This window comes from Novosphingobium sp. (assembly GCF_032093395.1).
Lineage (GTDB): Bacteria > Pseudomonadota > Alphaproteobacteria > Sphingomonadales > Sphingomonadaceae > Novosphingobium.
Genome location: NZ_DAMDBA010000011.1, coordinates 61,128 through 86,236 on the forward strand (window position 1 = coordinate 61,128; position 25,109 = coordinate 86,236).

Sequence of the window (25,109 nt, forward strand, 5' to 3'; positions counted from 1 at the left end):
GGGGAGGATCACTTCGCCGGTCACGTCGGTGGTGCGGAAGTAGAACTGCGGACGGTAGTTCGCGAAGAACGGCGTGTGACGGCCGCCTTCGTCCTTCGACAGAACGTAGACTTCAGCCGAGAACTCGGTGTGCGGGGTCACGGTGCCCGGCTTGGCGAGAACCTGGCCACGCTCGACGTCTTCACGCTTCAGGCCACGAACCAGCGCGCCGATGTTGTCGCCGGCTTCACCCTGGTCGAGCAGCTTGCGGAACATTTCGACGCCGGTGACGGTGGTCTTCTGCGTGTCGCGGATACCGACGACTTCGACTTCTTCACCGACCTTGACGATGCCGGTTTCGACGCGGCCGGTCACAACCGTACCACGACCCGAGATCGAGAACACGTCTTCGACGGGCATCAGGAACGACTTGTCGGTGGGACGCGGGGGCTGCGGGATGAAGTCGTCAACGGCCTTCATCAGAGCCAGGATCGATTCCTTGCCGATGTTGTCGTCACGGCCTTCGAGAGCGGCCAGAGCCGAACCCTTGACGACGGGGATGTTGTCGCCATCGAAGTCGTACGACGAGAGCAGTTCGCGCACTTCGAGTTCGACGAGCTCGAGGAGCTCTTCGTCATCGACCTGGTCGACCTTGTTCATGTACACGACCAGCTGCGGCACGCCGACCTGGCGAGCGAGCAGGATGTGTTCGCGGGTCTGCGGCATCGGGCCGTCAGCAGCGTTCACGACCAGGATAGCGCCGTCCATCTGGGCAGCACCGGTGATCATGTTCTTCACGTAGTCAGCGTGACCCGGGCAGTCGACGTGCGCGTAGTGACGGGCGTCGGTCTCGTACTCGACGTGTGCGGTCGAGATGGTGATGCCGCGCTCGCGCTCTTCCGGAGCCTTGTCGATGTTCGAGAAGTCAACGGCTTCGCCGCCGAATGCCTCGGCCATGACCTTGGTGATGGCAGCCGTAAGGGTGGTCTTGCCATGGTCAACGTGACCGATGGTGCCGATGTTGCAGTGCGGCTTGTTCCGCTCGAATTTTGCCTTCGCCATTTTCAAACCTTCTTTGCTTGAATTGTAATCTGCGGGAATGTGAGGCAGCGCCCGCCGAAACAGGCGCCGCCCCTAGAATGATCTTGCCGTTTAGGCAAGCTTCTCCTTGACCTCAGCCGCGACGTTCGCCGGGACTTCGTCATAGTGGGAGAAGAACATCGAGTAGTTTGCACGACCCTGGGTGAACGAGCGGAGCTGGTTCACGTAGCCGAACATGTTCGCCAGCGGAACCATGGCTTCGACGACCTGGGCATTGCCGCGGCTGTCGGTGCCCTGGATCTGGCCACGACGGCTGTTCATGTCGCCGATGACGTCGCCGAGGTATTCCTCGGGGGTGACGACTTCGACCTTCATGATCGGCTCGAGCAGCTTGATGCCGGACTTCTGCGCGACTTCACGCATGGCACCGCGACCGGCGATTTCGAAGGCCAGGGCCGACGAGTCGACGTCGTGGTAGGCACCGTCGTAGAGGACGATGTCGAAGTCGATGATCGGGAAGCCGACCAGCGAGCCCGAGGCAGCGGTTTCGCGCATGCCCTTTTCGATCGCGGGGATATATTCCTTCGGAATGTTACCGCCCTTGATCTCGTCCTTGAAGGTGATGCCCGCACCGCGCTCGCCCGGCGTGACCTTGATCTTCACGCGACCGAACTGACCGGTACCGCCCGACTGCTTCTTGTGGGTGTAGTCCACATCGACAGGCTTGGCGAGGTATTCGCGATAGGCGACCTGCGGAGCACCGACGTTGGCTTCGACCTTGAACTCGCGACGCATGCGGTCGACGATGATGTCCAGGTGAAGTTCGCCCATGCCCTTGATGATCGTCTGTCCCGATTCGTGATCGGTGGTGACGCGGAACGAGGGATCCTCGGCCGAGAGACGGTTGAGCGCGACGCCCATCTTCTCCTGGTCGGCCTTGGTCTTCGGTTCCACCGACAGTTCGATGACCGGCTCGGGGAATTCCATGCGTTCGAGAACGATCGGCGCCTTTTCGGAGCAGAGCGTGTCGCCCGTGGTGGTTTCCTTCATGCCGGCAAGAGCAACGATGTCGCCCGCGAAGGCTTCTTCGATGTCCTTACGGTCGTTGGCGTGCATTTCGAGAATGCGGCCGACCTTTTCCTTCTTGCCCTTCACCGAGTTCAGGTACGAGCCCTTCGAGAGCGTACCCGAGTAGATGCGGCAGAAGGTGAGCGAACCGACGAACGGGTCGTTCATGACCTTGAACGCGAGAGCCGAGAACGGCGCGCTGTCTTCCGGCGGACGGCTGTCGGCCTCGTCGCTGTCGACCTTGACGCCCTGGACGTCTTCGATGTCGAGCGGCGAAGGCAGGTAGTCGACGACGGCGTCGAGCAGGGGCTGAACGCCCTTGTTCTTGAACGCCGAACCGCAGACGACCGGCACGAACGCATGACCCAGCGTACCCTTGCGGATCAGCTTCTTGAGCGTGGCGACGTCCGGCTCATTGCCTTCGAGGTAGGCTTCCATCGCTTCGTCGTCCTGCTCGACGGCGAGTTCGATGAGCTTGGTGCGGTACTCGGCGGCTTCGTCAGCCAGCTCGGCCGGGATTTCTTCGTAGAAGAATTCGGCGCCGAGCGATTCGTCCTTCCAGACGATCGCGCGGTTGTGAACCAGGTCGACCAGGCCCTTCAGATCGGCTTCGAGGCCGATCGGAATGTAGAGCACGGCGGGCGTCGCACCGAGGCGGTCGATGATCGACTGCACGCAGTACTTGAAGTTCGCACCGGTACGGTCGAGCTTGTTGATGAAGCACATGCGCGGAACGCCGTACTTGTCAGCCTGGCGCCACACGGTTTCCGACTGGGGCTCAACGCCGGCAACGCCGTCGAAGCACGCGACCGCACCGTCGAGCACGCGCAGCGAGCGTTCGACTTCGATGGTGAAGTCGACGTGCCCGGGGGTGTCGATGATGTTGATGCGGTATTCCTGGCCCTCGGACGTCCAGAAGCAGGTGGTCGCAGCCGAGGTGATGGTGATGCCGCGTTCCTGCTCCTGCTCCATCCAGTCCATGGTAGCAGCGCCGTCGTGGACTTCGCCGATCTTGTAGGACTTGCCGGTGTAGTAGAGGATACGCTCGGTCGTGGTGGTCTTGCCGGCGTCGATGTGCGCCATAATACCGATGTTACGGTACATATTGAGCGGATGGCTGCGTGCCATGGTGATTTCCTTACCAGGAGTGTTTCGGGAGCGAGGCGGCCTTCAGATAAGACCTCGCCCCCTGAAATAAAAGTGTGACGCCCGGATGACTTCCCGCAAAGGGGGCCAGCCGGACGACACCACGCATTACCAGCGGTAGTGCGAGAAGGCGCGGTTCGCGTCCGCCATGCGGTGCGTGTCTTCGCGCTTCTTCACGGCATTGCCGCGGTTGTTGGCAGCGTCGAGCAGCTCGCCCGAGAGACGCGCCGACATGGTGGTCTCGGGACGGTTGCGGGCTGCGGTGATCAGCCAGCGGATGGCGAGAGCCTGGGCACGCTCCGGACGGACTTCGACCGGAACCTGGTAGGTCGCACCGCCGACGCGGCGGCTGCGGACTTCGATCTGCGGCGCGACGTTGTTGAGAGCGTCGTGGAACAGCTGGACCGGGTTGGACTTGGCGCGGGTTTCCATGGTTTCCATGGCACCATAGACGATCGCTTCAGCGACCGACTTCTTGCCGTCGTACATGAGGTTGTTCATGAACTTCGACAGGATGAGATCCCCGAACTTGGGATCGGGCAGGATAATCCGCTTCTCGGGACGACGACGACGTGACATCGTTGATATTCCTTGTGCTTTCTGGCGGGAGCGTGAGCATCACCGGCCGGTAAATCTTCTACCGTGCGAGGCGCGAAGCCCCGCGGGCCGGCTTACTTCGGACGCTTGGCGCCGTACTTCGAGCGCGACTGCTTGCGATCCTTGACGCCCTGCGTGTCGAGCACGCCGCGCAGGATGTGGTAGCGCACGCCGGGAAGGTCGCGGACGCGGCCGCCGCGGATGAGCACGACCGAGTGCTCCTGCAGGTTGTGGCCTTCACCCGGGATGTACGAGATGACTTCGCGGCTGTTGGTCAGGCGCACCTTGGCGACCTTGCGGAGAGCCGAGTTCGGCTTCTTCGGGGTCGTGGTGTACACGCGGGTGCAAACGCCGCGCTTCTGCGGGTTCTGCTCCATCGCAGGAACCTTCGACTTGGCCTTCTGCGGCTCGCGACCCTTGCGGATCAGCTGGTTGATAGTGGGCATCTATACTCTTCTTTCAAATGGGAGTGCGATGGATCCGGACCGGAGCGTATTCCTGTTTGAAACAGGCGGCACCGGCGCGAACCCTTCGCACCCCGAGGGGCAGTCCGACAGGGAGCCCGGAGCATCTGAGAGGAGGAGGAAAGAATTTCGAGAGATCACGCCGAACCGCCGGATTGCCCTGACCTGCCAATGTGCCCGGCCTAAACCGTTGGCGACTGGCGGCCCGCACTTCGCGACCGTCGAACGTGAGCCGAAAAACACTCCACCCGGCAGAATTCACCGGATTACTTTGCCATGCGCCCTTCCCGGAAAACGCCTCCCCGCGATTCGCGGAAGAGAGTTTCGAAACGACTTTTCGCACAGCCAGACTGCGGAAAAGCCCCGAAAATGCCGACATGACAATGTTCAGCTCTATGTCGTTTCCTGCAGGAACACCCGCAGGAGATGGGCGCCCATAGGAAAATTCGCGCGGGTGGTCAAGAAAATCGGAAGGCCCGGAGGGGCCGCCCCTCGCCGGGCGGCTTTCAGGTCCGCACGAGATGAACGGCCGAACGAAAGAAAGGGCAGGCGCGTGACGCCCGCCCTTCCCCGACGGAAACGATCGTACCGGTCAGTTGCTGCTGGCGCCCGGATTGTCGAGCTTGGCCATGGCAGACTCCAGAGCCTTGTGCATGCTCAGGGTATCGGCCGCCTGTCGCGGCGGATAGGCCTGCAGGCTCTTGAGATGCGCTGCCAGGTATGGCGTCGCAGCCGTTGGCGCCCAGAGCTTCGAGGCGAAGAACTTGCGCCCGATGTAGCCCCATTCGTGACTTTCCGGGTCCATCTTCTCCATCGGGTCCATGCGCAGGTTGAAGATGTACGGCACCGAGGGGTAGCTCTTGGCGTTCCACCACGAGCCTTCCTTCTTCACGCCGATGTGCATCTTCCAGTTGCCCACGCGCACGGCGGTCAGTTCGGTTTCGTCATAATAGTAATAGGCCTTGCGCGGCGACTTGTCGGTCTTGCCGGTCCAGACGTCGAGCTGGTCGAAGCCATCGAGGTGGACCTTGTAGGTCAGCTCGCCGGTCAGCTTGGTGCCTTCCAGCAGCTTGTCCTTGATATCGCCCAGGCCCGCTGCGGATGCGAGGGTGACGTAGACGTCCTCGTGATTCTGGAGCCCGTTGCTCTTGCTGCCCGCCGGAATCTTGCCGGGCCAGCGCGCCAGCATCGGCACGCGCACGCCGCCTTCCCAGGTGGTGCCCTTCTCGCCACGGAACGGGGCATAGCCGCCGTCAGGCCAGAGCATCATCTCGTTGCCGTTGTCGGTCGAGTAGACGACGATGGTGTCGTCCGCGAGGTTGTTGTCGTCGAGCCACTTGAGCAGGACGCCGATCTGTTCGTCATGCTCGATCATCTTGGCGCGCACCACGTCTTCCTCGGCGCGGCCCTCGTCCACGGCCATCTGCTTGTACTTCTCCTGGGGGTGCGAGAAGATGTGGATGGCGGTGGTGTTGAACCAGCAGAAGAACGGGCCTTCCTTGTTGCGGTCCAGCCAGTCGATGGTCTTGTCGAGCACTTCGCCGTCGAAGGTTTCCATGCGCTTGCGAGTCAGCGGGCCGGTGTTCTCCAGCTTCTGCTTGCCGCGAACGCCGAAGACGCCGTCATCGGTATCGTCATGGGTGTCGGTCGCCCAGGCATGGAAGACACCGCGCGGGCCATACTTCTTCTTGTATTCGGGATCCTTCTGGCCCGGATAGTCCAGTTCCTCGGGCTCTTCCTCGGCATTGAGGTGGTAGAGGTTGCCGAACCACTCGTCGAAACCGTGGACGGTGGGGAGGAATTCGTTGCGATCGCCTAGGTGGTTCTTGCCGAACTGGCCGGTCTTGTAGCCGGCCACCTTGAGCACTTCGGCAAGGGTGGGATCTTCCTTCTGGATTCCTCGAGGAGAACCCGGAATGCCGATGGTGGTCATGCCCGTGCGGACCGGCATCTGGCCAGTGATGAACGCGGCGCGGCCTGCCGTGCAGCTGGGCTGTCCGTAATGATCGGTGAAGATCATGCCTTCCTTCGCGATCCGGTCGATGTTCGGCGTATCGCCCATCATGCCGTGGGTATAGGCACCGACATTCCACATGCCGATATCGTCACCCCAGATGACGAGGATATTGGGCTTTCCATTGGGCATCTCAGATACTCCGCTCAGACTACAGGCAGGCTGGAGCGGCAAAGCTACCGTCGTGGCGGGCGCGGGCCATCGGGTTTACTACTGAGTTATGCGGCAGGAAGTCTCGGGGGGGGGGACCTTGCCGCCCTGTCTCCCGTAGGAGAAGGGCGGCAAGGCCCGGGCGGGGCCGAATGGCGATCCGTCCTAGAACCGCAGGCGGAAGGAGGCGCCCAGCTTGAGGCGGTCGAACTCCTGCGATGCGTCGTCGCTGTTGCGCTTGCCGAAGGTGGCGTAGCCCGCCACCGACATGTTGCGCGAGACGATGTATTCCACTTCGCCCTGGAGGGTCGGGGTCTGCTCCTTGACGCCGGTTCCGACATAGCGCGTGCGCCGGTAGCCCGCCGCCACGGTGGCGAACAGATTGTGGCGGATTTCCTGCTGCACGGAGAGCTTGAGCGTCGTGTCGGTACGCCCTTGCGCGCCGCTGCGGAAGGTCGCGACATCGCCGTTGAAGGCGTCGAGCATGATCGCGGTGCGCTGTTTCGGCCGGTAGGTCAGGCTGCCCGAGACGGACAGGCCGGTGCGGCCGGGCACCGTCTTCTCGTCCGGGCTGAAGCGGAAGACGCCCGCAGAAAGGTTGCCCTGAAGCACCCCGCCCGGTTCGAACTCCACGCCCACGCGGCCACCCCAGGTGGTGGTGTTCCGCTTCTCCCCGGTGGGCGTGTATTCCAGGCGGAAGTCGCGCCGCGCGACGAAGGCGCTGGCGGTGACGAAAGTGATCCCGGTGACACGCCAGCCCACCGTCGCCACGCCGTTCATGCCGTTGAAGTCGCGGTTGTCGTCGGCGCGGGAGACGGCATCGAACTTGGTGAAGTTGCCCTGGAGATCGAACAACAGGCGCCGCGTCATGTGGCGGAAGCGCAAATCGGTACCGATGCTGTCGATCTCACGCGGGCCGGAATTGGGATCCTGCCGCGATTCCGGGCTGCCGCGTTCCTCGACCGTGCGATTCCAGAACGCGCGGCCGACGAACGAGGTCGTCACCGCCGGAGACCAGCGCAAGGTGCCGTCGAGCGACCACGCCTCGGTGTTCTCGGTCTTGAGATTGGCGAAACGGCGCATCGTGGCCGAGGCGTGGGCCTGGCCGGTGAAAGTACCAGGGCCGGTGTCGACCTGAAGCTCCGGTGTCAGTTCCAGGTGGACGTCGTCGCGCGCGTTGCTGGGGGTGGCGTAGACGTTGGTGTCATACTCCACCCGCGCCTCGCCGCCGAGGCTGACGTTGAGCGAGCCGAGACGCATCGGCAGTTGCCGATACTCCCTGTCGTTGGGATAGACCGCCGATGCGGTCGAGCCGATGTCGCGTGCCTGGCCCCAGGCCTGCTGCGGGATCGCGAGCAGAAATGGAAGTGGCGCTGCAAATGCGATTGCCCCCCGCACGGCCTCAGAACCACCGCTCGTAGACGCGGATCCGGTCGCCCGGCATGATCACGGCGAACTCGTCGGCGCTGGCGGTCACGTCCTTGCCGTCGACCACGCGGGTCACCGCCACCTTGCCGGTCTTGGCGCGATAGGTGTAGCCGCCCGCCGCCGAGATCGCCGCAAGCACGGTCATGCCCTGGCGGTATTCGAACTGGCCGGGCTTGTTCACCTCGCCCACCACGTAGAAGGGCCGTAGCTCCACCGGGCCGACGTTGACCACCGGGTCGCCGGTCATGATCCCCTGGCGCAGCAGCGAGGCGGCGATGCCCTGCTCGATCTCGCGATAGGTGAGACCGGCAACGGTGACCTGCTTGATATAGGGAAGCGAGATCGCGCCGCTGTCTTCGACGATGTAGTCACCGTTGGCGCTTTGCAGGTCCTGCACCACGATGTGGAGCTTGTCGCCCGCGCCCACCCGGTAGTTGCCTGCCGGAGCGGACGCGAGCGTGGGCAACGATGCCGTGGGCGACGAACAGGCGCCCAGCATCGAAGTCGAAATGAGCGACAGCGCCAGCGGCACCGCCATGAGCGGCCGGAGCCGGAGCAGGCTTGCAGGACCGTGAGTCATTGGGTTTGCCCTCCCTCGAAAAATGAACCCGCCCGGCGTTCGCGATCCCTTCGATAGGGGCGCGATCCTCAGCGGAACCGTGGACCACAAGTTGACCGAAAGACCGGCCGAATGCCTTGGTTATTAAGGGTTATCAGGTGAATACTCGGGCGAGAGAGGCTAATCCTCGTGGAAACGAAGTTCCGTGTGTTTGGAAATACGCGTTAAGCGAATTTCGCTGCACCGGCCCACGCCCCCACCCGACCTCCCACGAGAGTATCCTGAATGGGAGGTCGGGTGGGGGCGTGGGCCGGTACAGCATCGAAAATGCCCCTCGGGCATTTTCCAAACTAGAGCGCGAGTTCGTCGTAGGCCGCCGTCACCTGACGGATATGGTTCTCGCGCGAGAAGCGGCGGCGGGCTGCTTCCTTCGCACGAGTGCGCATCTCTTCGAGTCGTTCGGGATCGGCCAGCAGGTCGGCCGCCGCGCGCGCCATCGCCAGAGGATCGTCTAGCGTGCAGAGAACGCCGCAGCCGCCCTCCAGCGCTTCCGGATTGCCGCCCGAATCGGTGGCGACCACCGGCGTGCCCACCAGCATGGCTTCGACCAGCGTGCGGCCGAGCGGCTCGCGCGCGGCGGGCACCAGCAGCAGATCGCAGCCCGCCAGCCATTCGTGGCCGGGGCTGCGATAGCCCATCATGTGGACCCGGGCGTTTCCGGAGACCTGTGCGATCCGTTCCGGCAGCGCGTCGCCCACTTCGGTGTTGCGGGGATCTCCGAACATCAGGCCGACCACCGGCTTGTCGAGCAAGGCACCCAGCCGCTCCACCGCATCGACGAATTCGAGCGGACGCTTGCGCTGCACGAAATTGCCGAACCAGCCGCAGATCACCGCATCCTCGGCGCAGCCGAGTTCCTCGACCAGGGTGCGCCGCATCTTCGCCCAGTCGGCGGTGACGCTGGTGTCGAACGGGCTGTAGACCACTTGCGCCGCCCTGGCCGCCTTGCCGGAGCCCTGCGGCAGCGAAAAGCGCGAAACGGTGAAGATCCGGTTCGCCAGTAGCGGGGCCACGAAGCGCAGGCCCCGCGCGTCGGGATCGCCGCGATGATGCCAGACCAGCCGCGCGCCCGCCAGCCGCGCCGCCAGCGCCCAGCTGGCATGACTGCGCCCGTCGTTGCTGTGCACCACATCGATAGCGTTTTCACGCAGGAAGCGGGCGCGGCGCGGAACGCCGGCAAGCGTGCGCAGCACCTTGCCGATACCGAAGCGCGCGCCCGGAACGAAGGAACGGCTCGGCCTTGCGGGATCGCCGCCTTGCGCGAAGGCGGAGAAGAAATCGGCTATCGTGCCCTCAGGCACCTCGGGAACGACCAGCAGCCGATAGCGTGCCGGATCGAGCCCCTCCATCAGTCCGCGCGCGGACACATGGCTGCCGCCCAGTTCATCCCCGGCGAAGGGAAAGCAGATGCGCAAGGCACGCGTGGAGGAAACGGCATCGCTGCCGCTTCGCTCGAAACCGGGCGCCAGCGGCGCAGCGATACTGTTCAAAGACCGAACCCCTTCTCACGATAGGTGAGGAATTCCTCTATGTTCTCGATCCCGTTGCCGTTCCGGTCGGCCCAGGCGTCGTTGCGGGTGGGATCGAGACCGTTGGCCCGCTCCCAGGCATCGTCCATGCCGTCCTTGTCGTCGTCGGCATAAGGCGTGCCGCTGGCCGGAACCGGAAGCGCGGGCACCGGCTCCCCGATCCGCCCGGTGCGGCTCTTCACATCCGCCACCGCCGCCTTGTCGATGGGGTCGCGGGGGAAGGCGCCGGCGCGGGCGAGCACGGCGTCATAGGCGGCCGAGGCGCTCATCGGCTGCACGGTCAGGGGGCAAGGCGCCTGCTGGATCTGGGCAGGCACCACTTCCGGGCTAACGTGCTTGAAGTTGCCGTCGAAGGCATTGTCCCAGAGGTAGATCGATGCGGTGCCCGTCGACCCCTGCGTCTCGCGCGCCACGCCGCGGCTCATCGCGGTCGTGTTCTTGCCGGCGATGAAGCTGTTGCCGACGATCGAGACCGGGCTGCCGCCATAGCTTTCCCAGACTTCGGCGAATTCCGAGGCGGCGTTGTAGAGCACGTTGTTGATCACTTCCACGCAGGAGCCCTTGGGGAAGTTGATGTCCGGGTTGCGGTCGCCGTTGTGGGCGCAGAGGTTTCCGATGAAGCTGAGCTTCTGCTTGTCCACCGGATCGCTGGCGAGCAGCGCGCACTTGTCGTGCTTGGGAATGCCCCAGGCGAAGATAGAATTGCTGATCGTGATCTCGTCGTTGTCGTCATAGCCGTTGATCAGCTCGTCGCGCGCCCAGGAGGCGCTGACATGGTCGATCACCACGCGGCTGCTCTTTTCGATAGTGATGCTGTCCTCGGCCTCGCGATTGCCGCCGATGCGGTCGTTGCGCACGCGGATGCCGCGTACCACCACGTCGTGGGTGTTCTTGATGACCAGCGGCGTCAGGCCGTTCCTGCCGCCCCCATGGGCCAGGGTGATGCCGCCGCCGGGCGCGGTCTGGCCGGCGATGGTAAGGTAGGGCGTCATGATCCAGGGCGGCCGCTGGGTGAAGCGGATCACGCCGCTGACCCGGAACACGCAGACGCGCGGGCCGCTGGCGGTCACGCAGGCGCGATACGAACCGGTGCCGGAATCGGCCAGGGTGGTGACGTAGATGATCCGGCCCCCGCGCCCGCCCACACTGGTGGCGCCATAGCCCACGGCGGCGGGAAAGGACTTCTTTCCGGCGGGTACCTTCACCACCGGAGCCGCGGCCATCACTTTCTCGCTGACGCTTCCGGCCAGGCCAAGCAGGACCGCCCCGATGGACAGTCCCAAAGCCGCGAGCGCCAGGATCGTCCGGAACGTGAACTTCTTGGAAGATCTTGCCGCAGTCATGCCGATTCTCCTGTCGGGGTTCGGGGCTTAAATCTTTCGACACCGTCCTTTTTCGGAACTTGCGGATCGGCCGGGTAGAAATGGCGATCACCCGCGTGCCCGCGCAGAGCCATGCAGAAACGGAACGTGACCCTCCACCTGCGTGTGCACAAGTTACCAATTGGACTTAGCAGGGCGCCTGCCCTCCCCCTTTTGCGCTACCATCTATGCGCCCCTCTCTCGTCCGGACTGGCCTTTGCCTTGGGCCGAGGCCCTGCCCATGATCCCGCCATGGCCGCTATCCTCACCCAGCTTCCCGACGGGGGGACACCCAGACCGGACATCCTGCGGGGTCCGTTCAGGATGCCGGGCACCTATCGGGCCGTTCGCGCGCCCGAGTCGCCCTACGATAGAGCCATCGGCTTCCTGCTGCCCGCCGCCGCCTTCTTCCTGAGCTGGTGGCAGGTCGGGCGCATTCCCGCGTTCAACCTGACGATGTCGGACATCATCCTGATCGTCTGCATCCTGCTCATGCTCGTTTCGCGCGGGCTGAACGCCAGGATGATGGGGCGCATGTCGGTGCTGTGGGTCGGCGGACTGGTGATGCTGCTGGGCGGAATGCTGGTGGGCTCGACGATGCACGGAGACTTCGCCCGCTGGCCGGTGGTCGCCGGGCAATATGCCTTCGCGCTGCTGCTGATCCCGATGGTCCTGGCCAACTGTTCGCTGGCCACGCTGCGCAAGGCGGCGAACGCCTACGTCTGGGGCGTGGCGGTATCGCAGGCGGTGGGCATCGCGCTGGTCAACCTGTTCAGCCGCGACATGATCAACCAGTACGTCAACAAGTACGTGGTCACCGGGAACGGCCGCCTCGGCGCCTTCACCGGAGAACCCAATTCCAATGGCGCGGTCTGCGTCTTCGCACTGATCTTCCTGCTCCATGCGGTGATCGAGAAGCGCCTGCGCCCGGTCACTGCGGTGCCGCTGGCGCTCGTGATCGTCGCCGGGATGGTCTATTCCGCCAGCTTCACCGCCTTCTCCTGCACGATCCTGGCGATCGGCTTCGTGCTGGCGCTCTCCCGTATCCGCACGGTGATCACCATCGCCCTGCCCGTGGTCCTGGTGGTTGCTGCCTACGTGGGCCTCGGCGGGCCGGTGCCGGCGGTGTTCGAACAGCGCGTGGGCGAAGCGGTGGTCTCGGGCGATCCGACCAAGGCCGGCACTTTCGTCGGCCGCTCGGTGCTGATCCAGGAGGCCTGGCAGATGTCCAGCGACAACCTGCTGATCGGCCTGGGCAGCGACGGCTACCGCAAGGCCAGCGTCTACGGCATGCCGGTGCACCAGCTCTACCTGCTGGTGCTGAACGAAGGCGGCATCGTCTCGTTCCTGGGGCTGAGCCTGATGTTCGCCGCGATGTTCGTCCACGGCGCCTTCATCGCCGGGCGAAGTCGCACCGACGGGGTCTCGGCCCTCGCCATCCTCGGCGTGTTCTTCCTCTACGCGATGTCGCTGCCGCACATGTTCGCGCGGATGTGGAACGGGCCGGTGATGCTGATGTTCGCGCTTGCCACGGCCGGCGCCGCCGCCTCCTTCATTTCCGCGCGACGCCCTTCATGGAACGGGCGCGATCGGACCCTAGAAACAGAACGGACCTCGGAAGCAGGATGACCTCAACCGAAAGCGCCGGCGACGCCACGGCCAGCAAGGTCCTGGGTCGCCGCCACACATCCCTTGCCGAACGCCTGCGTGCGCGCCGGGGCGGGGTCGAGATGCTCAGGCCGCACCTGGCCAGCATCGGCCATTTGCTGTCCGGCAATTTCGGCGGGGTGATGATCATGATGGCGAGCCTCGCCATCGCCACCCGTTCGCTGGGGCAGGAACAGTTCGGCATCCTCGCCATCATCCTGTCGATCGGGCGCGTCTGCGAAAGGCTGATCCGTTTTGAATCGTGGCAGCCGCTGGTGCGCTTCGTCGCGGCGGAGGAAGAGACGGGAGACATGGGCCGGATATCGTCGCTCTATGCCTACGGCCTGCTGCTGGACGTCGGCAGCGCACTGGTCGCCGCGGTGATGACCGTGGTGGTGGGCTGGCTGGCGGGCGACCTGATCGGCCTGGGCCGGGGCAATATCGATCTCGTGGCGATCTACGCCTGCGCCATCGCCTGCAACCCGCGCGGCATGTCCAGTGCGGCGCTGCGCCTTTCGGGCAGGTTCCGCACGCTCGCCTATGTTCAGCTGGCCTCGTTCGTGGCCCGCTTCTTCCTGTCGGTGCTGCTCTACATACTCGACGCCGACCTGGTGTGGTTCGTGCTGGTCTGGACGGTAAGCCAGATTTTCGACTCGGCGCTGTTCAACCTGCTGGGCTTCCGCGCCCTTTCCGACACCGGCGTGCCCAGCCCGCTCAAGGCCGACCGCCGCAACCTGACCGGGCGGTTCCCGGGCTTCATGCGGTTCGCCATATCGACCAACCTGTCTTCCACCCTGCGCACGATGACGCACGAGATGGACACGCTGCTGGTCAGCACTTTCGCCGGGCCGGGCGCGGCGGGGCTCTACTACCTTTCCCGCCGCATCGCGCGCGTGGCACAGACCGCCGGGGACATGATCCAGACGGTGATCTACCCCGACCTCGCCCGTCTGTGGAGCAAGGTCGGGCCGGGCAAGATGGGCCAGCTCGTCTCGATGCTGCAACTCACGCTGGCGGCGATCGCGCTGGGCGCGCTGGGTGCCTGCTGGCTGATCGGCAAACCCGCGATCGAGCTGGTGTTCGGACCGGGCTTTTCCGACAGTTATGAACTGCTGCTGGTCCAGCTGATGGCCGTGCTCCTGACCCTTCACACGACACCCGCCCGTGCCGCCTTGCTGGCGATGAACCGGCCGACCTTCGTGCTGGTCACCAGCTTCGTCTCCGCCGCCGCCTTTTTCGCCGCCGCCTTCGTGCTCATACCCCAGTTCGGTGCCCTGGGCGCCAACTACGCGCATATCGCCTTCGGGGTTGCCAACCTGATCCTGCTCGACACCGCCTTCTGGCGCGGCTTGCGCAAGGCCGAACGGGCGGACCGGGCGAAAGCTGCAACCGTTTCCTCCCACGAGGCCGAGCCATGACCGCACAGGCGCCCGCCACCGAGTTCGACCGCAAGGTCATCCCCGCCCGGCCGCTGCGGGTCAGCTCGATCATCACCAGCCTGACCTCCGGCGGGGCCGAGATCCTGGTGACCAACCTCAACGCCGCGTTCGCGGCGCGAGGCGCGCGCGGCACCATCGTCGCCTTCTGCGATGCGCCCATCCTGGGCAATTCGGCGGAAATGGAAGCCGAGCTCGCCGCCCAGATCGCCGACAGCGGCTGCGCGTTCGAATCGTTGCGGCTAGGCGCGCGGCGGCGACTGGTGCCGGGAGTCCTGGCGCTGCGCCGGCACCTTGCCACCTCCCGGCCGGACGTGGTCCATGTCCATTCCGTGCGTGCGGTCGCCATGCTGGCCTTCTCGGGCTTTTCGGGGCCGATCGTCTTCACCTACCACAACAGCCGCCTGAGCTTCCCGCCGGGGCTCTTCGCCGCGATCGACCGGGCGGTTCACCACTACGTCGCCATCAGCAACGATACCGCGAGCATGTACCGGCGCCTGTCGAAGCGGCCGTTCACGCTGATCCAGAACGCCCCGTCCAGCCGCTACAAGGCCCGCGGCCCCCGGCTCGCTTCCCGCAAGCCGTGCAACGTGCTGAGCGTGGGCGCGATCTCCGCCCAGAAGAACTATTCGCTGCTGATCGAGACCGCCCGCGCCCTGCGCGATCATGCCACCGAAGCGGCACCGCCGCCGATCCTGCGCGTGGCGGGCGGAGGCGATGGGCTGGAGGAACTGCGCGCCCAGGTCCGGACGCTGGGCCTGGAGCAGGTCGTCGAGTTCCTGGGCGAGCGGCGCGACGTGCCCGATCTCCTCGCCCGGAGCGACCTCTATCTCAACACCTCCCATTACGAGGGCTTTTCCGTCGCCATTCTCGAAGCCATGGCCATGGGCCTGCCCGTGGTGGCCACCGACGTGGCCGGCAACCGGGGCCTGGTGCGCCCGGATCAGAACGGGTTGCTCTGCCAGCCGGGACGGCCCCAGGCGCTGGCGACGGCTATCCTTCGGCTCTCGCAGGACAATTCGCTTTATCGGCAGTTTTCTGCGGGTGCACTGGCCACGAGCAGGGAATACACGATCGAGAATGCCGCCGCGCGGCACCTTGAGCTCTACGCGTCGCTGCTGCGCAGCCGCGTCCCCCGAAAGGACTAGTCTCTATTAGGACGCGGCCGTCCCGGATGCCCTTTTTGCGCGTTTCCGCTTTGACCGCATAGTCCACGCTGAAGACCGTACCGTTTGGGCGGTTACGCACCAGGCCCGTCCCGAGGGGGGGCGGCAGGTATCAAAGGCCGCTCCACCCCCTTCTCGGGACGGGCGGCGAACTTCACCTCTCTGGAGGGGCACACATGTCAACTGCAATCGCGCCTAGCCCGATCGGCAGCGCACCGGCGCATTATCGCGGACCGGCGCTGTCTCGGGATGCATCATCCTCATCCGACCAGCAGGTCGGGCCGCGCGATCTGCTTCGCGTCATATCCCGCCACCGCGTCATGATGGCGCTGATCGTCGGCGGCATCACGCTGGCGGTGCTGGTGCAGCAGTTGCTCTCTCCCACGCTCTACCGGTCCTCTTCCACGGTCCAGGTCGAACTGATCGACGAAGTCGGCACCAACCAGGCCGACGTCAATTCCCGCAATGCCGAGCGCGTCGCCAACGCCGTGCGCCTTCATCGCTCGCGCTCCGCCGCCGAGCAGGTGGTGAACGACCTCCACCTCACCAAGGACAACGACTTCCTCAGGGAACTGGGCAAGATCCCCGAGGACAAGCGCGTGCTCCAGCAGGTGGCGACCAACAAGGTGCTGTCGATGGTCTCGATCAATTCCGAGGCCGGATCGGACCTCGTGGAGATCGGAGTGACCGCCGGTTCGCCGGTGCTTGCCGCCGCCATCGCCAACCAGATCCCCGTCTCGGTCCGCTCGCTGCGCACGATGAAGACCAACGAGCGCCGCTCGGAACTGCTCGCCTCGCTTGAGCAGGAACAACAGTCTCGCGCCATCGAAGCCGAGGAGACCGCCCAGCGCGTCGCCGACTTCCGCGCCCAGCACCAGATGCTGACAGGTGCGGGCGGCGCGGAGGATCTCGCCCAGCTCAACCGCATCGCCGTACAGAGCGCCTCCGCCGTCGCCGCGCGCGATGCCGCCCTGGCCCGCAGCGCCGGCATCGCCCGCGCCAGCCGGATGCAGAGCACCGCGCTCGCCAGTTCCGGCGTGCTCGACCAGCTGGAGCGGACGCGCGGCGAACTCATCGCCGAAACCTCCAAGCTTTCCACCAGCCTCGGGCCGAACCACCCCGACGTGAAGCGCCTCGCCTCCCAGATCGTCACCGTAAACGAGGGGATCGCCAAGGAGCAGGCCCGCGTCCAGGACGCCGCCCGCGCCGACGCCTCGGCCAAGGCCGCGCAGATGTCGGAACTCGCCCGCAGCCAGGCTGCCGGGGACAGCGCCCAGGCAAACCGCCTCGAAGGCATCGTCGCCGGACTCAGCTCTACCGCCTATCGCAATACCGCCAATGCGGTGCAGCTCGACAAGCTGGTGCGGGAAGCGACCCTGGCCGACGACGCCTACAAGGCGATCGCCGGGCGCGTGGAACAGGTTCGCGCGCAGATGCAGATGGAAGGCGTGTCCTCCTCGATCGTCTCGCCCGCCGTGCCGGACTACGACCCGGTCGCGCCCGCCCCGGTCAAGATGGCGATCACCGCCCTGCTCGGATCGAGCGTGCTGGCCTTCCTGATCGCCTTCGCCCGCGACTTCCTGGACGACCGCCTGCGCACCACCGCGCAGATCCGCCGCCTTTTCGGGCTGCCGACGCTGGGCATGCTGCCCCTGCTGAACAACAGCCTGTCGGAAGATCCCAAGGACAGCCCGGTCATCAAGGAGCCACAGTCGCTTTTCGCGGAAGTCGCTCGCTCCACTTATACCGAAGTGCGAGCGCTGGACCGCCGTCCCGTTGCGGCGCGCGGCAATTCGCAAGTCGTGCTGGTCACTTCGCCGCTGCCCGGCGACGGCAAGTCCACCGTCTCGCTGACCCTGGCCGCCGCCGGCATCGCCATGGGCGACCGCACGGTGATCCTCGACCTCGACTTGCGCAAGCGCGGCGCGCTCCAGCGGCTCCAGAACGAAATGCAGGTGCCCGACCTCGTGGACATCGTCTGCGGCCGGGCCGATCTCGACAGCCTGGTCGGCCCGCGTTCGGCACATCCCTACGACGGTTCGCTGCTGACCTCCCCGGAAGGCGCGCAAGTCATCGAGCAGCCGGACGGCGCCAGCCAGATCGTGCTGCTCAGCGCCCGTGATCCGGTGGCCGAACCCGCGCTGCTGCTGTCCTCCAACCGCCTCAAGACCCTGCTCGAACAGCTCAAGGAGCGCTTCGAACTGGTCATCATCAATGCGCCCGCCGCACTCGCCGTGCGCGACGCCCGCGCCATGTGCCACTTCGCGGACCAGACCGTGCTGGTCGCCCGCTGGGGCCACACCACCGGGGACCAGATGCGCGCCGCGCTGGAGATGCTGGACGACAGCGTCAGCGGGGTGATCTTCGACCAGGTGGACTACGCCGAACACGCCCGCCGCCGCTACGGCGACTCGGTGCAGTTCTACGCGGACTCCGCCAGCTACTATTCCTCGCCGGTCCCCACTCGCGACGAGTGGGCGGCCAAAGTCCGTCGCTTCTTCCGGGGCCATTCCTGGCGCCCCGCGGAAGCGTGAGCAGGAGCGCGCGAGTGGCCTTCGCTTCCCTTCGATTGCTCGCTGCGTTGCTCCTGCTCACCCTTCTGCCGCTGCTCCTGCTGCTGGGGCTCGGCACGATGATCTCGATGGGCCGCCCGGTGCTGTTCCGACAGCGCCGGGCAGGTCGCGAGGGGCGGGATTTCACCTTGCTCAAGCTGCGGTCCATGCGCGAAGCCATCGGCCCGGACGGCAAGCCGCTGCCTGACGAGGCCCGCGTCACCGCCTTCGGCCGCTTCCTGCGCCGCAGCCGGCTGGACGAACTGCCGGGGCTGTGGAACGTGGTTGCCGGAGACATGACGTTCGTCGGCCCGCGCCCGCTCCTGCCCGAGACCATCGCCGATCTCGGGCAGCGCGGCGCGGCGCGGGGTCGCGTGCGACCGGGGCTGACCGGCTGGTCGCAGGTGAATGGCAATACGCTGCTCTCGCTCGACGAAAAGATCGCGCTGGACCTGTGGTACGTGGACCATGCCTCGCCGCTGCTGGACCTACGGATCGTCATGCTGACGCTCTGGGTCATGGTCGGCGGCGAGCGGCGTTCGCAGGCGGTGGCTTTGGCGGATTGAACAAGGGGATTCACGCAAGGGCGCAAAGAGCCTGGCGTGATGGCCTGATCCTCCGTCGACGCGTTTTATAGAAATCACGCGGAGACGCGGAGACGCAGAGAGATTGGATCGCGCCGCAGACACCTCCTCTCTCTTCGACGCTCCCCCATTCATGCCTCCGGCAGTGAAGGGGAAGAACTGCCTCGGACCATAACCTCCCTCCGTCTCCTCATCTCTGCGTCTCTGCGTGAAACCCGAATTCAGCTCAGCGCCAGTTCGTCCAGCGACGCGACAACATGATGCGCCGCGTGGTCGGGCGTGGGCGCGGTGCAGGGATGGATGCGGCGCTCGCGCAGGATCTGGACGGTGGTCCAGCCGCGCGCGCGTGGGGTGACGAAGTCCTTCGCGGCATTGTCGGCAATATAGACGTGCTCCACCGCCGGCCGGCCGGACCACTGCTCGACCAGCTCGTAGGCCATGGCATGGGGCTTGCCGCAACCTTCGGGCAGGAGGCCGGTGAGGACCACCTTGCCGATCCGCTCGTATAAGCCCAGCGCGGAAACCTTGTTGCCCTGGGTCTGGGCCGGGCCGTCGGTAATGATGGCGCTGGCCCTTCCGCCCAATCGGGCGAGCAGCCGCGCCGCGTCGTCGGCAAGCGCGATCTCGGGCAGATGGCCACGATAGAGCGCCACCAACGGCGCGACCTCGATCGTGGGCAGCCCCATGGCGGCGAGGGCCGCGTCGAACACGGTGCCCCGGTGGCCTTCGTCCAGCAGACGCGCGCAATGGTCGGCATAACCGGAGACGCCGTGGCTTTCCTCCAGATGTCGACCCACCGCCGCAAAGCCGCTCAACGCGAAATCGCGTTCCAGATAGAGCGTGTCGTCCAGGTCGAGGACCAGAACCTGATTCGCGATCTCAACCACGGAACACGGCGCTGTCGTAGCGCACCATGGTCACGCCCTCGCGCCAGTGCTCGCTGGCGCATTCGGTGAGCCCCGCCACGCGGGCCAGCAGGCTCTCGGCGAAGCGGCCCCCGGCGTGGTCCGCCAGAGGATAGCCGCCGCCAAAGCGGGCATTGATCTCGAAGACGCGCGGACCGCGATCAGGATCGTCGATGAGCTGGAAGCACAGTACACCCTCGGCACCGTTCAGCGCGGCGGCGATCTGACCGGCGATGGCGATCATCCGCGGGTCGCGCACGGTCCGCCCTTTCTCCACTTCGCCCGCGCGGGTCGAAATGCGCAAGTGCGGGATGGCGGAGCGCATCCGCCCGCGCCCATCGAGGTACATGTTGATCGTGTATTCCGGCCCGCGCAGAAGTTCCTGCACCAGCATCGGCTCGGGATAGTCCTCGCGGATGTCGGCCGCCGATTGCAGCACGCCGATGCCCCGGCTGGCACTGCCGCCCACCGGCTTTGCGAAAAGCGGAAAAGCCCAGCCCGAGGGATCTGCCCGCACCTCCTCGATCCGGGCGGTGCGCGGCACCGGCACGCCGGCCTCGGCCAGGACGGCGATGGTGCGCTCCTTGTCGCGCACCACGTCGATCGTCTCGGGCGCGCTTACGTGGACCATCGTGCCCACTTGCGCGAACCGTTCCCGCGCGCGGGACAGCACGTCCAGCTCGGTGTCGATCGTCGGCACCAGCAGGTCGATCTTCTCGCGCGCGCAGTGGTCAAGCAGCCGCTCGACATAGTCGGGCGCGGTGCAGCGCGGCACCTGGAAGGCCGCTTCGGCCTCCAGACAGGCGGCGCTGAGTTCCGGTTCGAGGTCGCAGGCGTGGATTTCCGCGCGCAGTCCCAGCTTCTCCGCCGCGCGGCGGAAACAGCGAGTCAGCTCGACCCGGCGCCCGGCCGATGTGAAAAGTATCCGTACCACCCTGTTACCCCCCGATTATCCCTCAGCCCCGGCCCTTCGTCCGGCATCCGGCGAAACGCCGGTCAGCGCAGCCCCACCCTGCCGCGCCGAAGTGTCTTGCGCCAGCACTTGGTCCCGCAACACCTGGGCCAGCACTTCGTCCCATTCCCGAAGTATCCGCGCGGGCTGGAATCGCGCCATCGCCTCGGCCGCCGCCGCGCCCATGCGGCTGCGGGTGAAGGGGTCCGCGATCAGCCCGGCGATCGCCTCGCCCAGCACGCCCGGACTCTGGCAGGGCACGAGGATTCCGCTACGGCCCTGCTCCACCATATCAGCGGGGCCGAAATCGCAGTCGGCGGCGATCACCGGCAGGCCGGCGGCCATCGCCTCGCCCAGCACGTTCGGAAAGCCTTCATAGCGCGACGAAAGCACGAAGATGCCCGCCTCGGCCACCCAGGCGCGCGGCCGGGGACTTAGCCCGCGCAGCACCACCCGCCCTTCCAGCCCGAGATCGCGGATCTGGCCTTCCAGCGCGGCGCGTTCCGGCCCGTCGCCCCAGATGTCCAACCGCCAGTCGGACCAGCACGGCGCCACGCGGGCAAAGGCCGTGATCAGCAGGTCGAAGCCCTTCTGATGGGTAAGCCGGCCCACGGCGCAGACCCGCTTCACCTCGCCCGCCGCGCGCGCGACATCGGGCGCAGGCACGGGATTGGCGATCGTCATCAGCTTGCCCTGCACGGCGGCGGGAAAGCAGCGCCGCACCGCCTCGGTCTGGCAGACGATGGCGTCGGCCCGTCGGTAGAGCAGGCGCAGCAACAGGTTCCACAAGGGATGCGTGCCTTGACGCTCGGGATTGTTGCGTTCGGCGCAGACGAGGCGCGTCGGCGTGCCCAGCGTGGCGAGCGCGGCGATCAGGTTGTTCTTGGTGAGGAACGACACGATCACCTGCGGCCGCTCCGCCGCTGCTCTTCTCCGCAACACCTGTCGCAGCGCGAAGACACGGCCCGCCATGCCGGCAAAGCCGCTGCTCCCGCCCAGCCGGTGGAGGACGACCTGCTCCGGCAGGCGATGAAAGATCGGGTCTTCGGGGCAATCGAAAGTGATCACGTCCACCCTATGGCCCGCACCGCACCAGTGGTGCGCGAGTTGCGCGATCACCTGTTCCGCTCCCCCGGCGCCAAGGCCGGAAGTGAGGATCGCGATGCGCATCGGTCTGGTGGAAAGTGCCAAGCGCGGCCTGCCCCCGTGAACTGGTCTTGTGAATTGGTTTCGATGCCCAACCTAGCCATGCCACCCGCCCTCAGGCAGGCGGTCATGCGGTCTAACTCTTTATTGGAACGGTACTTCGGCAGGCTGAGAGGCTGTTTGAACAATGCCTAAAAAGGCATTTCCCTTGAGGCACCAGCCAGCGTCGCGCCAGCGGCGGCCCCCTCGTCCTTCGCGCTGCTTCATCCTGAGTGGGTACGCCCTAATCGCGCTCACGCTTCCCGGCCCCATCCGCCAAACTCCCGCCGAGCGGCGGTATGCGCCGATAGGGGCGGAACTGCAGGCGCTCAGGGCAACAGGGGAATTCGGATGATGGAACGGGATACGCCGCAAGGTCCGGCGCAGGGCCTGCCGTTGGACCCGGCGAGAGGTCTCGCCCAGCGTCGCGACGCCAACCCCTCTTCGAACCCGCCGGGCAGCGACATCGGCAACGATCCCGCCGCATTCGCCGCCACCCTTTCGCCCGGCCTCAGCGACGGTCCCGGCGGCGTCGGCCAGCGCGCGACGCCCAGCCTGGCCGTCCTTGCCGCCTCCGGCCTGCTGGGTGTGCTCTACCTCGGACTGGTGGGACGCCTGCTGGCCTTCCCGATCGGGCGCGACGAGAACCTCTTCATCGCCGTCTCGCGCCTCTGGGGCACCGGCGACATCTATCGCGACTTCGGCTACAACCACCTTCCCTACCTGCCCTATACTCTGGGTGGCCTCTACTGGCTGACCAGTACGGGGCACTTCCTGCTGCTGGGCCGGCTGCTGATCGCGGCGGCCTGGGCCCTGTCGATCGCGGCGCTCTGGCTGATCGCGCGGCGGCAACGCGTGGGCTTTCCCGCCTTCTTCGCCGCCGCCGTGCTGCTGATGGGCAACGTGCTGCTGATCGGGCCGCCGGGCATGCTGGTGAGCAACAATTTCCTGCCGCTGCCCTTCGCGCTGCTGGCCTTCCATTTCCTGCTGGTCGGCCTCGATCGCGAGCGTCCCTCTTGGATCGCCTGTTTCGTGGCGGGCGTGCTGGTTTCCGTCGCGGTGGGATTCAAGGCCAACTATGTCTTCCTGGCGCCGTTCCTGGCAGCAGCGACCGTGCTGGCCCCCCTGTCGCGCCCGCTGCGCAACCGGCTCGCCTGCGCCACCCTGCCGCTGGCGCTGGGCGGCCTGACCGGCGGCATCCCCGTGCTGATCGCCATGGCTTCCGATCCGGACGCCTTCTTCGCCCACACCATCCGCTACTTCACCCAGCTCCAGCCGATCTACTGGGACCACTCGACCGAACCCAAGATCGTCAGCGTCGCGCAGAAAGTGCTGCTGGCGGAGGACATCTGGACCTCCAACGCCACCCTGCTCGCGCTTGTCGGAGCCGTGGCACTGGTGGCCCTGCCGCTGCGGCGGCGCGGCTGGCGGGACGGCCTGCTGACCGTCTGGTCCTGGCCGGTGGTGCTGGCCCTGGCGCTGGCGTTGATGGGAGTCGTCATCTCCTTCGTACCGAGCCCCTCGTTCCCGCAATATTTCGTGCCGCCGATTCCCTTCCTGGTCCTGCTGGTCGTACTGTTGCGCGCCCGCACCCTGGGCGAGAACCGATTGGCGGCCGATGCCCTGCTGCTCTCGCTGGCCTTCGTCGCGCTGCTTTGCGCCACTTCGCGCCTGGGGCCGGGCCTCGTCTCGCTGACGCGTCCGGGATCGTGGGTCGGCATCAAGAACCATGGCGAGATGCGCCGCCTGGTGCGCAGCGCGGGCGCCTCGTCCGGAGACACGGTTGCAACGCTCTCGCCGCTGCTGGCCATGGAAGGCGGACTTTCCGTGCCGGGCGAATTCGCCCCCGGCCAGTTCATCTACCGCGTGGCCGACTACCTTTCGCCAAGCGACCGTACCTATTGGACGACGACATCGCCGACGCATCTCGTCTCCTGGCTCGACGCCAACCGCCCCGCGACCATCCTGATCGGCGGCGACGAGCCGCTGGAACAGCCCTTCGCGGACTATGCGCGCAGCCACGGCTATCTCGAATTCGCCAGCCGCCCGGACGGCACCGGCCCGGTGCTCTATCGCCGCCCGCTGAAAGCAGATGACGGGCTGGAGTAGCGGGCGGACACTATCGTCGTCCCGGACTTGATCCGGGACCGCTGGCCAAGCCGCGCCCAACTTTCGGCTGGGCTCCAAGCGGCTTATCGCGAGAGTGCGCCTGAAGAACTGCCAGCGGTCCCGGATCAAGTCCGGGACGACGATGATCTGCAATCCTTCCGGAATGGCACCTTCGCGCATTTGCCGACCCGCGGCTAACCGTTTGGCACTCCCACTGGCTAAAGCTGCCTAACCCGGATGAACACTTCTCCGCCGGCCCGCTCTGCCCTTAACCTTCCTTCATCGCCCGGAGAAATTCTCCTGCAAATTCCGATATCGGAGACGCGGTCATGAAAGTCGTTCTGCTCGCGGGGGGCCTGGGTTCCCGCCTTGCCGAAGAAACGGTTCGTATTCCCAAGCCGATGGTCGAAGTGGCCGGTCGGCCGATCATGCTCCACGTCATGGATATCTACGACCGCTGGGGCCACAACGACTTCATCGTCGCTTGCGGTTACAAGGCCATGGCGATCAAGAGCTTCTTCCAGGATCTCCATCTCATGTCGAACGACTTCACGGTCGGCATCGGCAATGGCGAGATGGCCCTGCGGCCCACGTCCAAGATCGACTGGCGCGTCTCGGTGGTCGATACCGGCCTTGCCACGATGACGGGCGGGCGTCTCAAGCGGCTGCGCTCGTGGCTCGACGACGAGACGTTCATGGTCACCTATTCGGACGGCGTCGGCAATGTCGACCTGGACGCGCTGCTGGCGTTCCACCGCTCGCACGGCAAGCTGGCCACCGTCACCGCGGTGCAGCCGCCCGCCCGCTTCGGCAACCTGGAGCTGGGCCCGTGCGACGGCGACGGCGGCCAGGTGGTGGAGTTCACCGAGAAGGTGATCAAGTACGAAACCTGGATCAACGGCGGCTTCTTCGTCTTCGAGCCGGGCGTGCTGGACTACCTGACGGGCGACGAGGAACCGCTGGAGCAGGCGCCGCTGACGCGCCTTGCCCATGACGGTCAGCTCATGGCCTACAAGCACAAGGGCTTCTGGCATCCGATGGACACCGTGCGCGACCGCGACACGCTGGACAAGCTGGGCACCTCGGCGATGCCGCCCTGGATGGATTTCGAGAACGGGCAGCCGGTGCTCAGCACCGACGCACCGACGACGAAGCTGCAACATGCCTGAAAAAGGCT

The 25,109-nt window shown here is 65.9% G+C and carries 19 protein-coding genes; 7 read left to right on the forward strand and 12 right to left on the reverse strand.

Translation table 11 applies throughout. The features are described 5' to 3' along the window. The 9 genes from tuf to RT424_RS06355 all read right to left on the reverse strand — a co-directional run. A partial coding sequence (gene tuf / locus RT424_RS06315; RefSeq protein WP_313435409.1) for an elongation factor Tu occupies positions 1–1,041 on the reverse strand: 1,041 nt, incomplete at its 3' end. Between the two features lie 90 nt (positions 1,042–1,131). Further along, positions 1,132–3,216, reverse strand: coding sequence for an elongation factor G (gene fusA / locus RT424_RS06320; RefSeq protein ID WP_313435411.1), 2,085 nt, complete (start codon positions 3,214–3,216; stop codon positions 1,132–1,134). A 126-nt stretch (positions 3,217–3,342) separates the two neighbouring features. Continuing rightward, positions 3,343–3,813, reverse strand: a complete 471-nt coding sequence (rpsG, locus tag RT424_RS06325; RefSeq protein ID WP_313435413.1) for a 30S ribosomal protein S7 — start codon at positions 3,811–3,813, stop codon at positions 3,343–3,345. Positions 3,814–3,905: 92 nt separating this feature from the next. Continuing rightward, entirely contained in the window at positions 3,906–4,277 is a 372-nt protein-coding gene (gene rpsL / locus RT424_RS06330; RefSeq protein ID WP_007682177.1) for a 30S ribosomal protein S12, read from the reverse strand. A gap of 610 nt (positions 4,278–4,887) precedes the next feature. Beyond that, entirely contained in the window at positions 4,888–6,441 is a 1,554-nt protein-coding gene (locus tag RT424_RS06335) for an arylsulfatase (protein ID WP_313435417.1), read from the reverse strand. 183 nt (positions 6,442–6,624) lie between these two features. After that, positions 6,625–7,857, reverse strand: a complete 1,233-nt coding sequence (locus RT424_RS06340; protein WP_313435419.1) for an outer membrane beta-barrel protein — start codon at positions 7,855–7,857, stop codon at positions 6,625–6,627. 4 nt (positions 7,858–7,861) lie between these two features. Beyond that, complete coding sequence (locus tag RT424_RS06345) at positions 7,862–8,467, reverse strand: polysaccharide biosynthesis/export family protein (RefSeq protein WP_313435421.1); 606 nt, start codon at positions 8,465–8,467, stop codon at positions 7,862–7,864. Between the two features lie 329 nt (positions 8,468–8,796). After that, positions 8,797–9,996 carry a glycosyltransferase family 4 protein gene (locus tag RT424_RS06350; protein ID WP_313435423.1) on the reverse strand — a complete coding sequence of 400 codons (1,200 nt, stop codon included), beginning with the start codon at positions 9,994–9,996 and terminating at the stop codon, positions 8,797–8,799. Then, complete coding sequence (locus RT424_RS06355) at positions 9,993–11,378, reverse strand: pectate lyase (RefSeq protein WP_313435424.1); 1,386 nt, start codon at positions 11,376–11,378, stop codon at positions 9,993–9,995. Before RT424_RS06355 ends, RT424_RS06350 begins: the two co-directional genes overlap by 4 nt. A gap of 270 nt (positions 11,379–11,648) precedes the next feature. Here RT424_RS06355 and RT424_RS06360 point away from each other — a divergent pair, with 270 nt between their 5' ends. The 5 genes from RT424_RS06360 (at position 11,649) to RT424_RS06380 (ending at position 18,763) form a co-directional block, all read left to right on the forward strand. Next, positions 11,649–13,025, forward strand: a complete 1,377-nt coding sequence (locus RT424_RS06360) for a hypothetical protein (RefSeq protein WP_313435425.1) — start codon at positions 11,649–11,651, stop codon at positions 13,023–13,025. After that, positions 13,022–14,461, forward strand: coding sequence for a lipopolysaccharide biosynthesis protein (locus RT424_RS06365; protein ID WP_313435427.1), 1,440 nt, complete (start codon positions 13,022–13,024; stop codon positions 14,459–14,461). Before RT424_RS06360 ends, RT424_RS06365 begins: the two co-directional genes overlap by 4 nt. After that, entirely contained in the window at positions 14,458–15,627 is a 1,170-nt protein-coding gene (locus RT424_RS06370; RefSeq protein ID WP_313435429.1) for a glycosyltransferase, read from the forward strand. Before RT424_RS06365 ends, RT424_RS06370 begins: the two co-directional genes overlap by 4 nt. A gap of 194 nt (positions 15,628–15,821) precedes the next feature. Next, positions 15,822–18,179 carry a succinoglycan biosynthesis protein exop gene (locus tag RT424_RS06375; protein WP_313435431.1) on the forward strand — a complete coding sequence of 786 codons (2,358 nt, stop codon included), beginning with the start codon at positions 15,822–15,824 and terminating at the stop codon, positions 18,177–18,179. 14 nt (positions 18,180–18,193) lie between these two features. Continuing rightward, a complete protein-coding gene (locus RT424_RS06380) occupies positions 18,194–18,763 on the forward strand; it encodes a sugar transferase (RefSeq protein WP_313435433.1) in 570 nt (189 codons plus the stop codon). Between the two features lie 239 nt (positions 18,764–19,002). Here the strand turns inward: RT424_RS06380 and RT424_RS06385 are convergent, their stop codons facing one another. Genes RT424_RS06385 through RT424_RS06395 form a run of 3 tightly spaced genes read right to left on the reverse strand, consistent with a single transcriptional unit; the run spans position 19,003 to position 21,808 of the window. After that, on the reverse strand, positions 19,003–19,668 hold the full coding sequence (locus RT424_RS06385; RefSeq protein WP_313435435.1) for an HAD family hydrolase: 666 nt from the start codon (positions 19,666–19,668) through the stop codon (positions 19,003–19,005). Continuing rightward, entirely contained in the window at positions 19,661–20,620 is a 960-nt protein-coding gene (locus RT424_RS06390; RefSeq protein ID WP_313435437.1) for an ATP-grasp domain-containing protein, read from the reverse strand. The genes RT424_RS06385 and RT424_RS06390 overlap by 8 nt, the downstream gene beginning before the upstream one ends. Before the next feature lie 15 nt (positions 20,621–20,635). Then, on the reverse strand, positions 20,636–21,808 hold the full coding sequence (locus RT424_RS06395) for a glycosyltransferase family 4 protein (protein ID WP_313435439.1): 1,173 nt from the start codon (positions 21,806–21,808) through the stop codon (positions 20,636–20,638). Positions 21,809–22,177: 369 nt separating this feature from the next. Here RT424_RS06395 and RT424_RS06400 point away from each other — a divergent pair, with 369 nt between their 5' ends. Both RT424_RS06400 and rfbF read left to right on the forward strand, forming a co-directional pair. Next, positions 22,178–23,932 carry a hypothetical protein gene (locus RT424_RS06400; RefSeq protein ID WP_313435441.1) on the forward strand — a complete coding sequence of 585 codons (1,755 nt, stop codon included), beginning with the start codon at positions 22,178–22,180 and terminating at the stop codon, positions 23,930–23,932. A 329-nt stretch (positions 23,933–24,261) separates the two neighbouring features. Continuing rightward, positions 24,262–25,101, forward strand: coding sequence for a glucose-1-phosphate cytidylyltransferase (rfbF, locus tag RT424_RS06405; protein ID WP_313435443.1), 840 nt, complete (start codon positions 24,262–24,264; stop codon positions 25,099–25,101). Positions 25,102–25,109 lie beyond the last annotated feature (8 nt).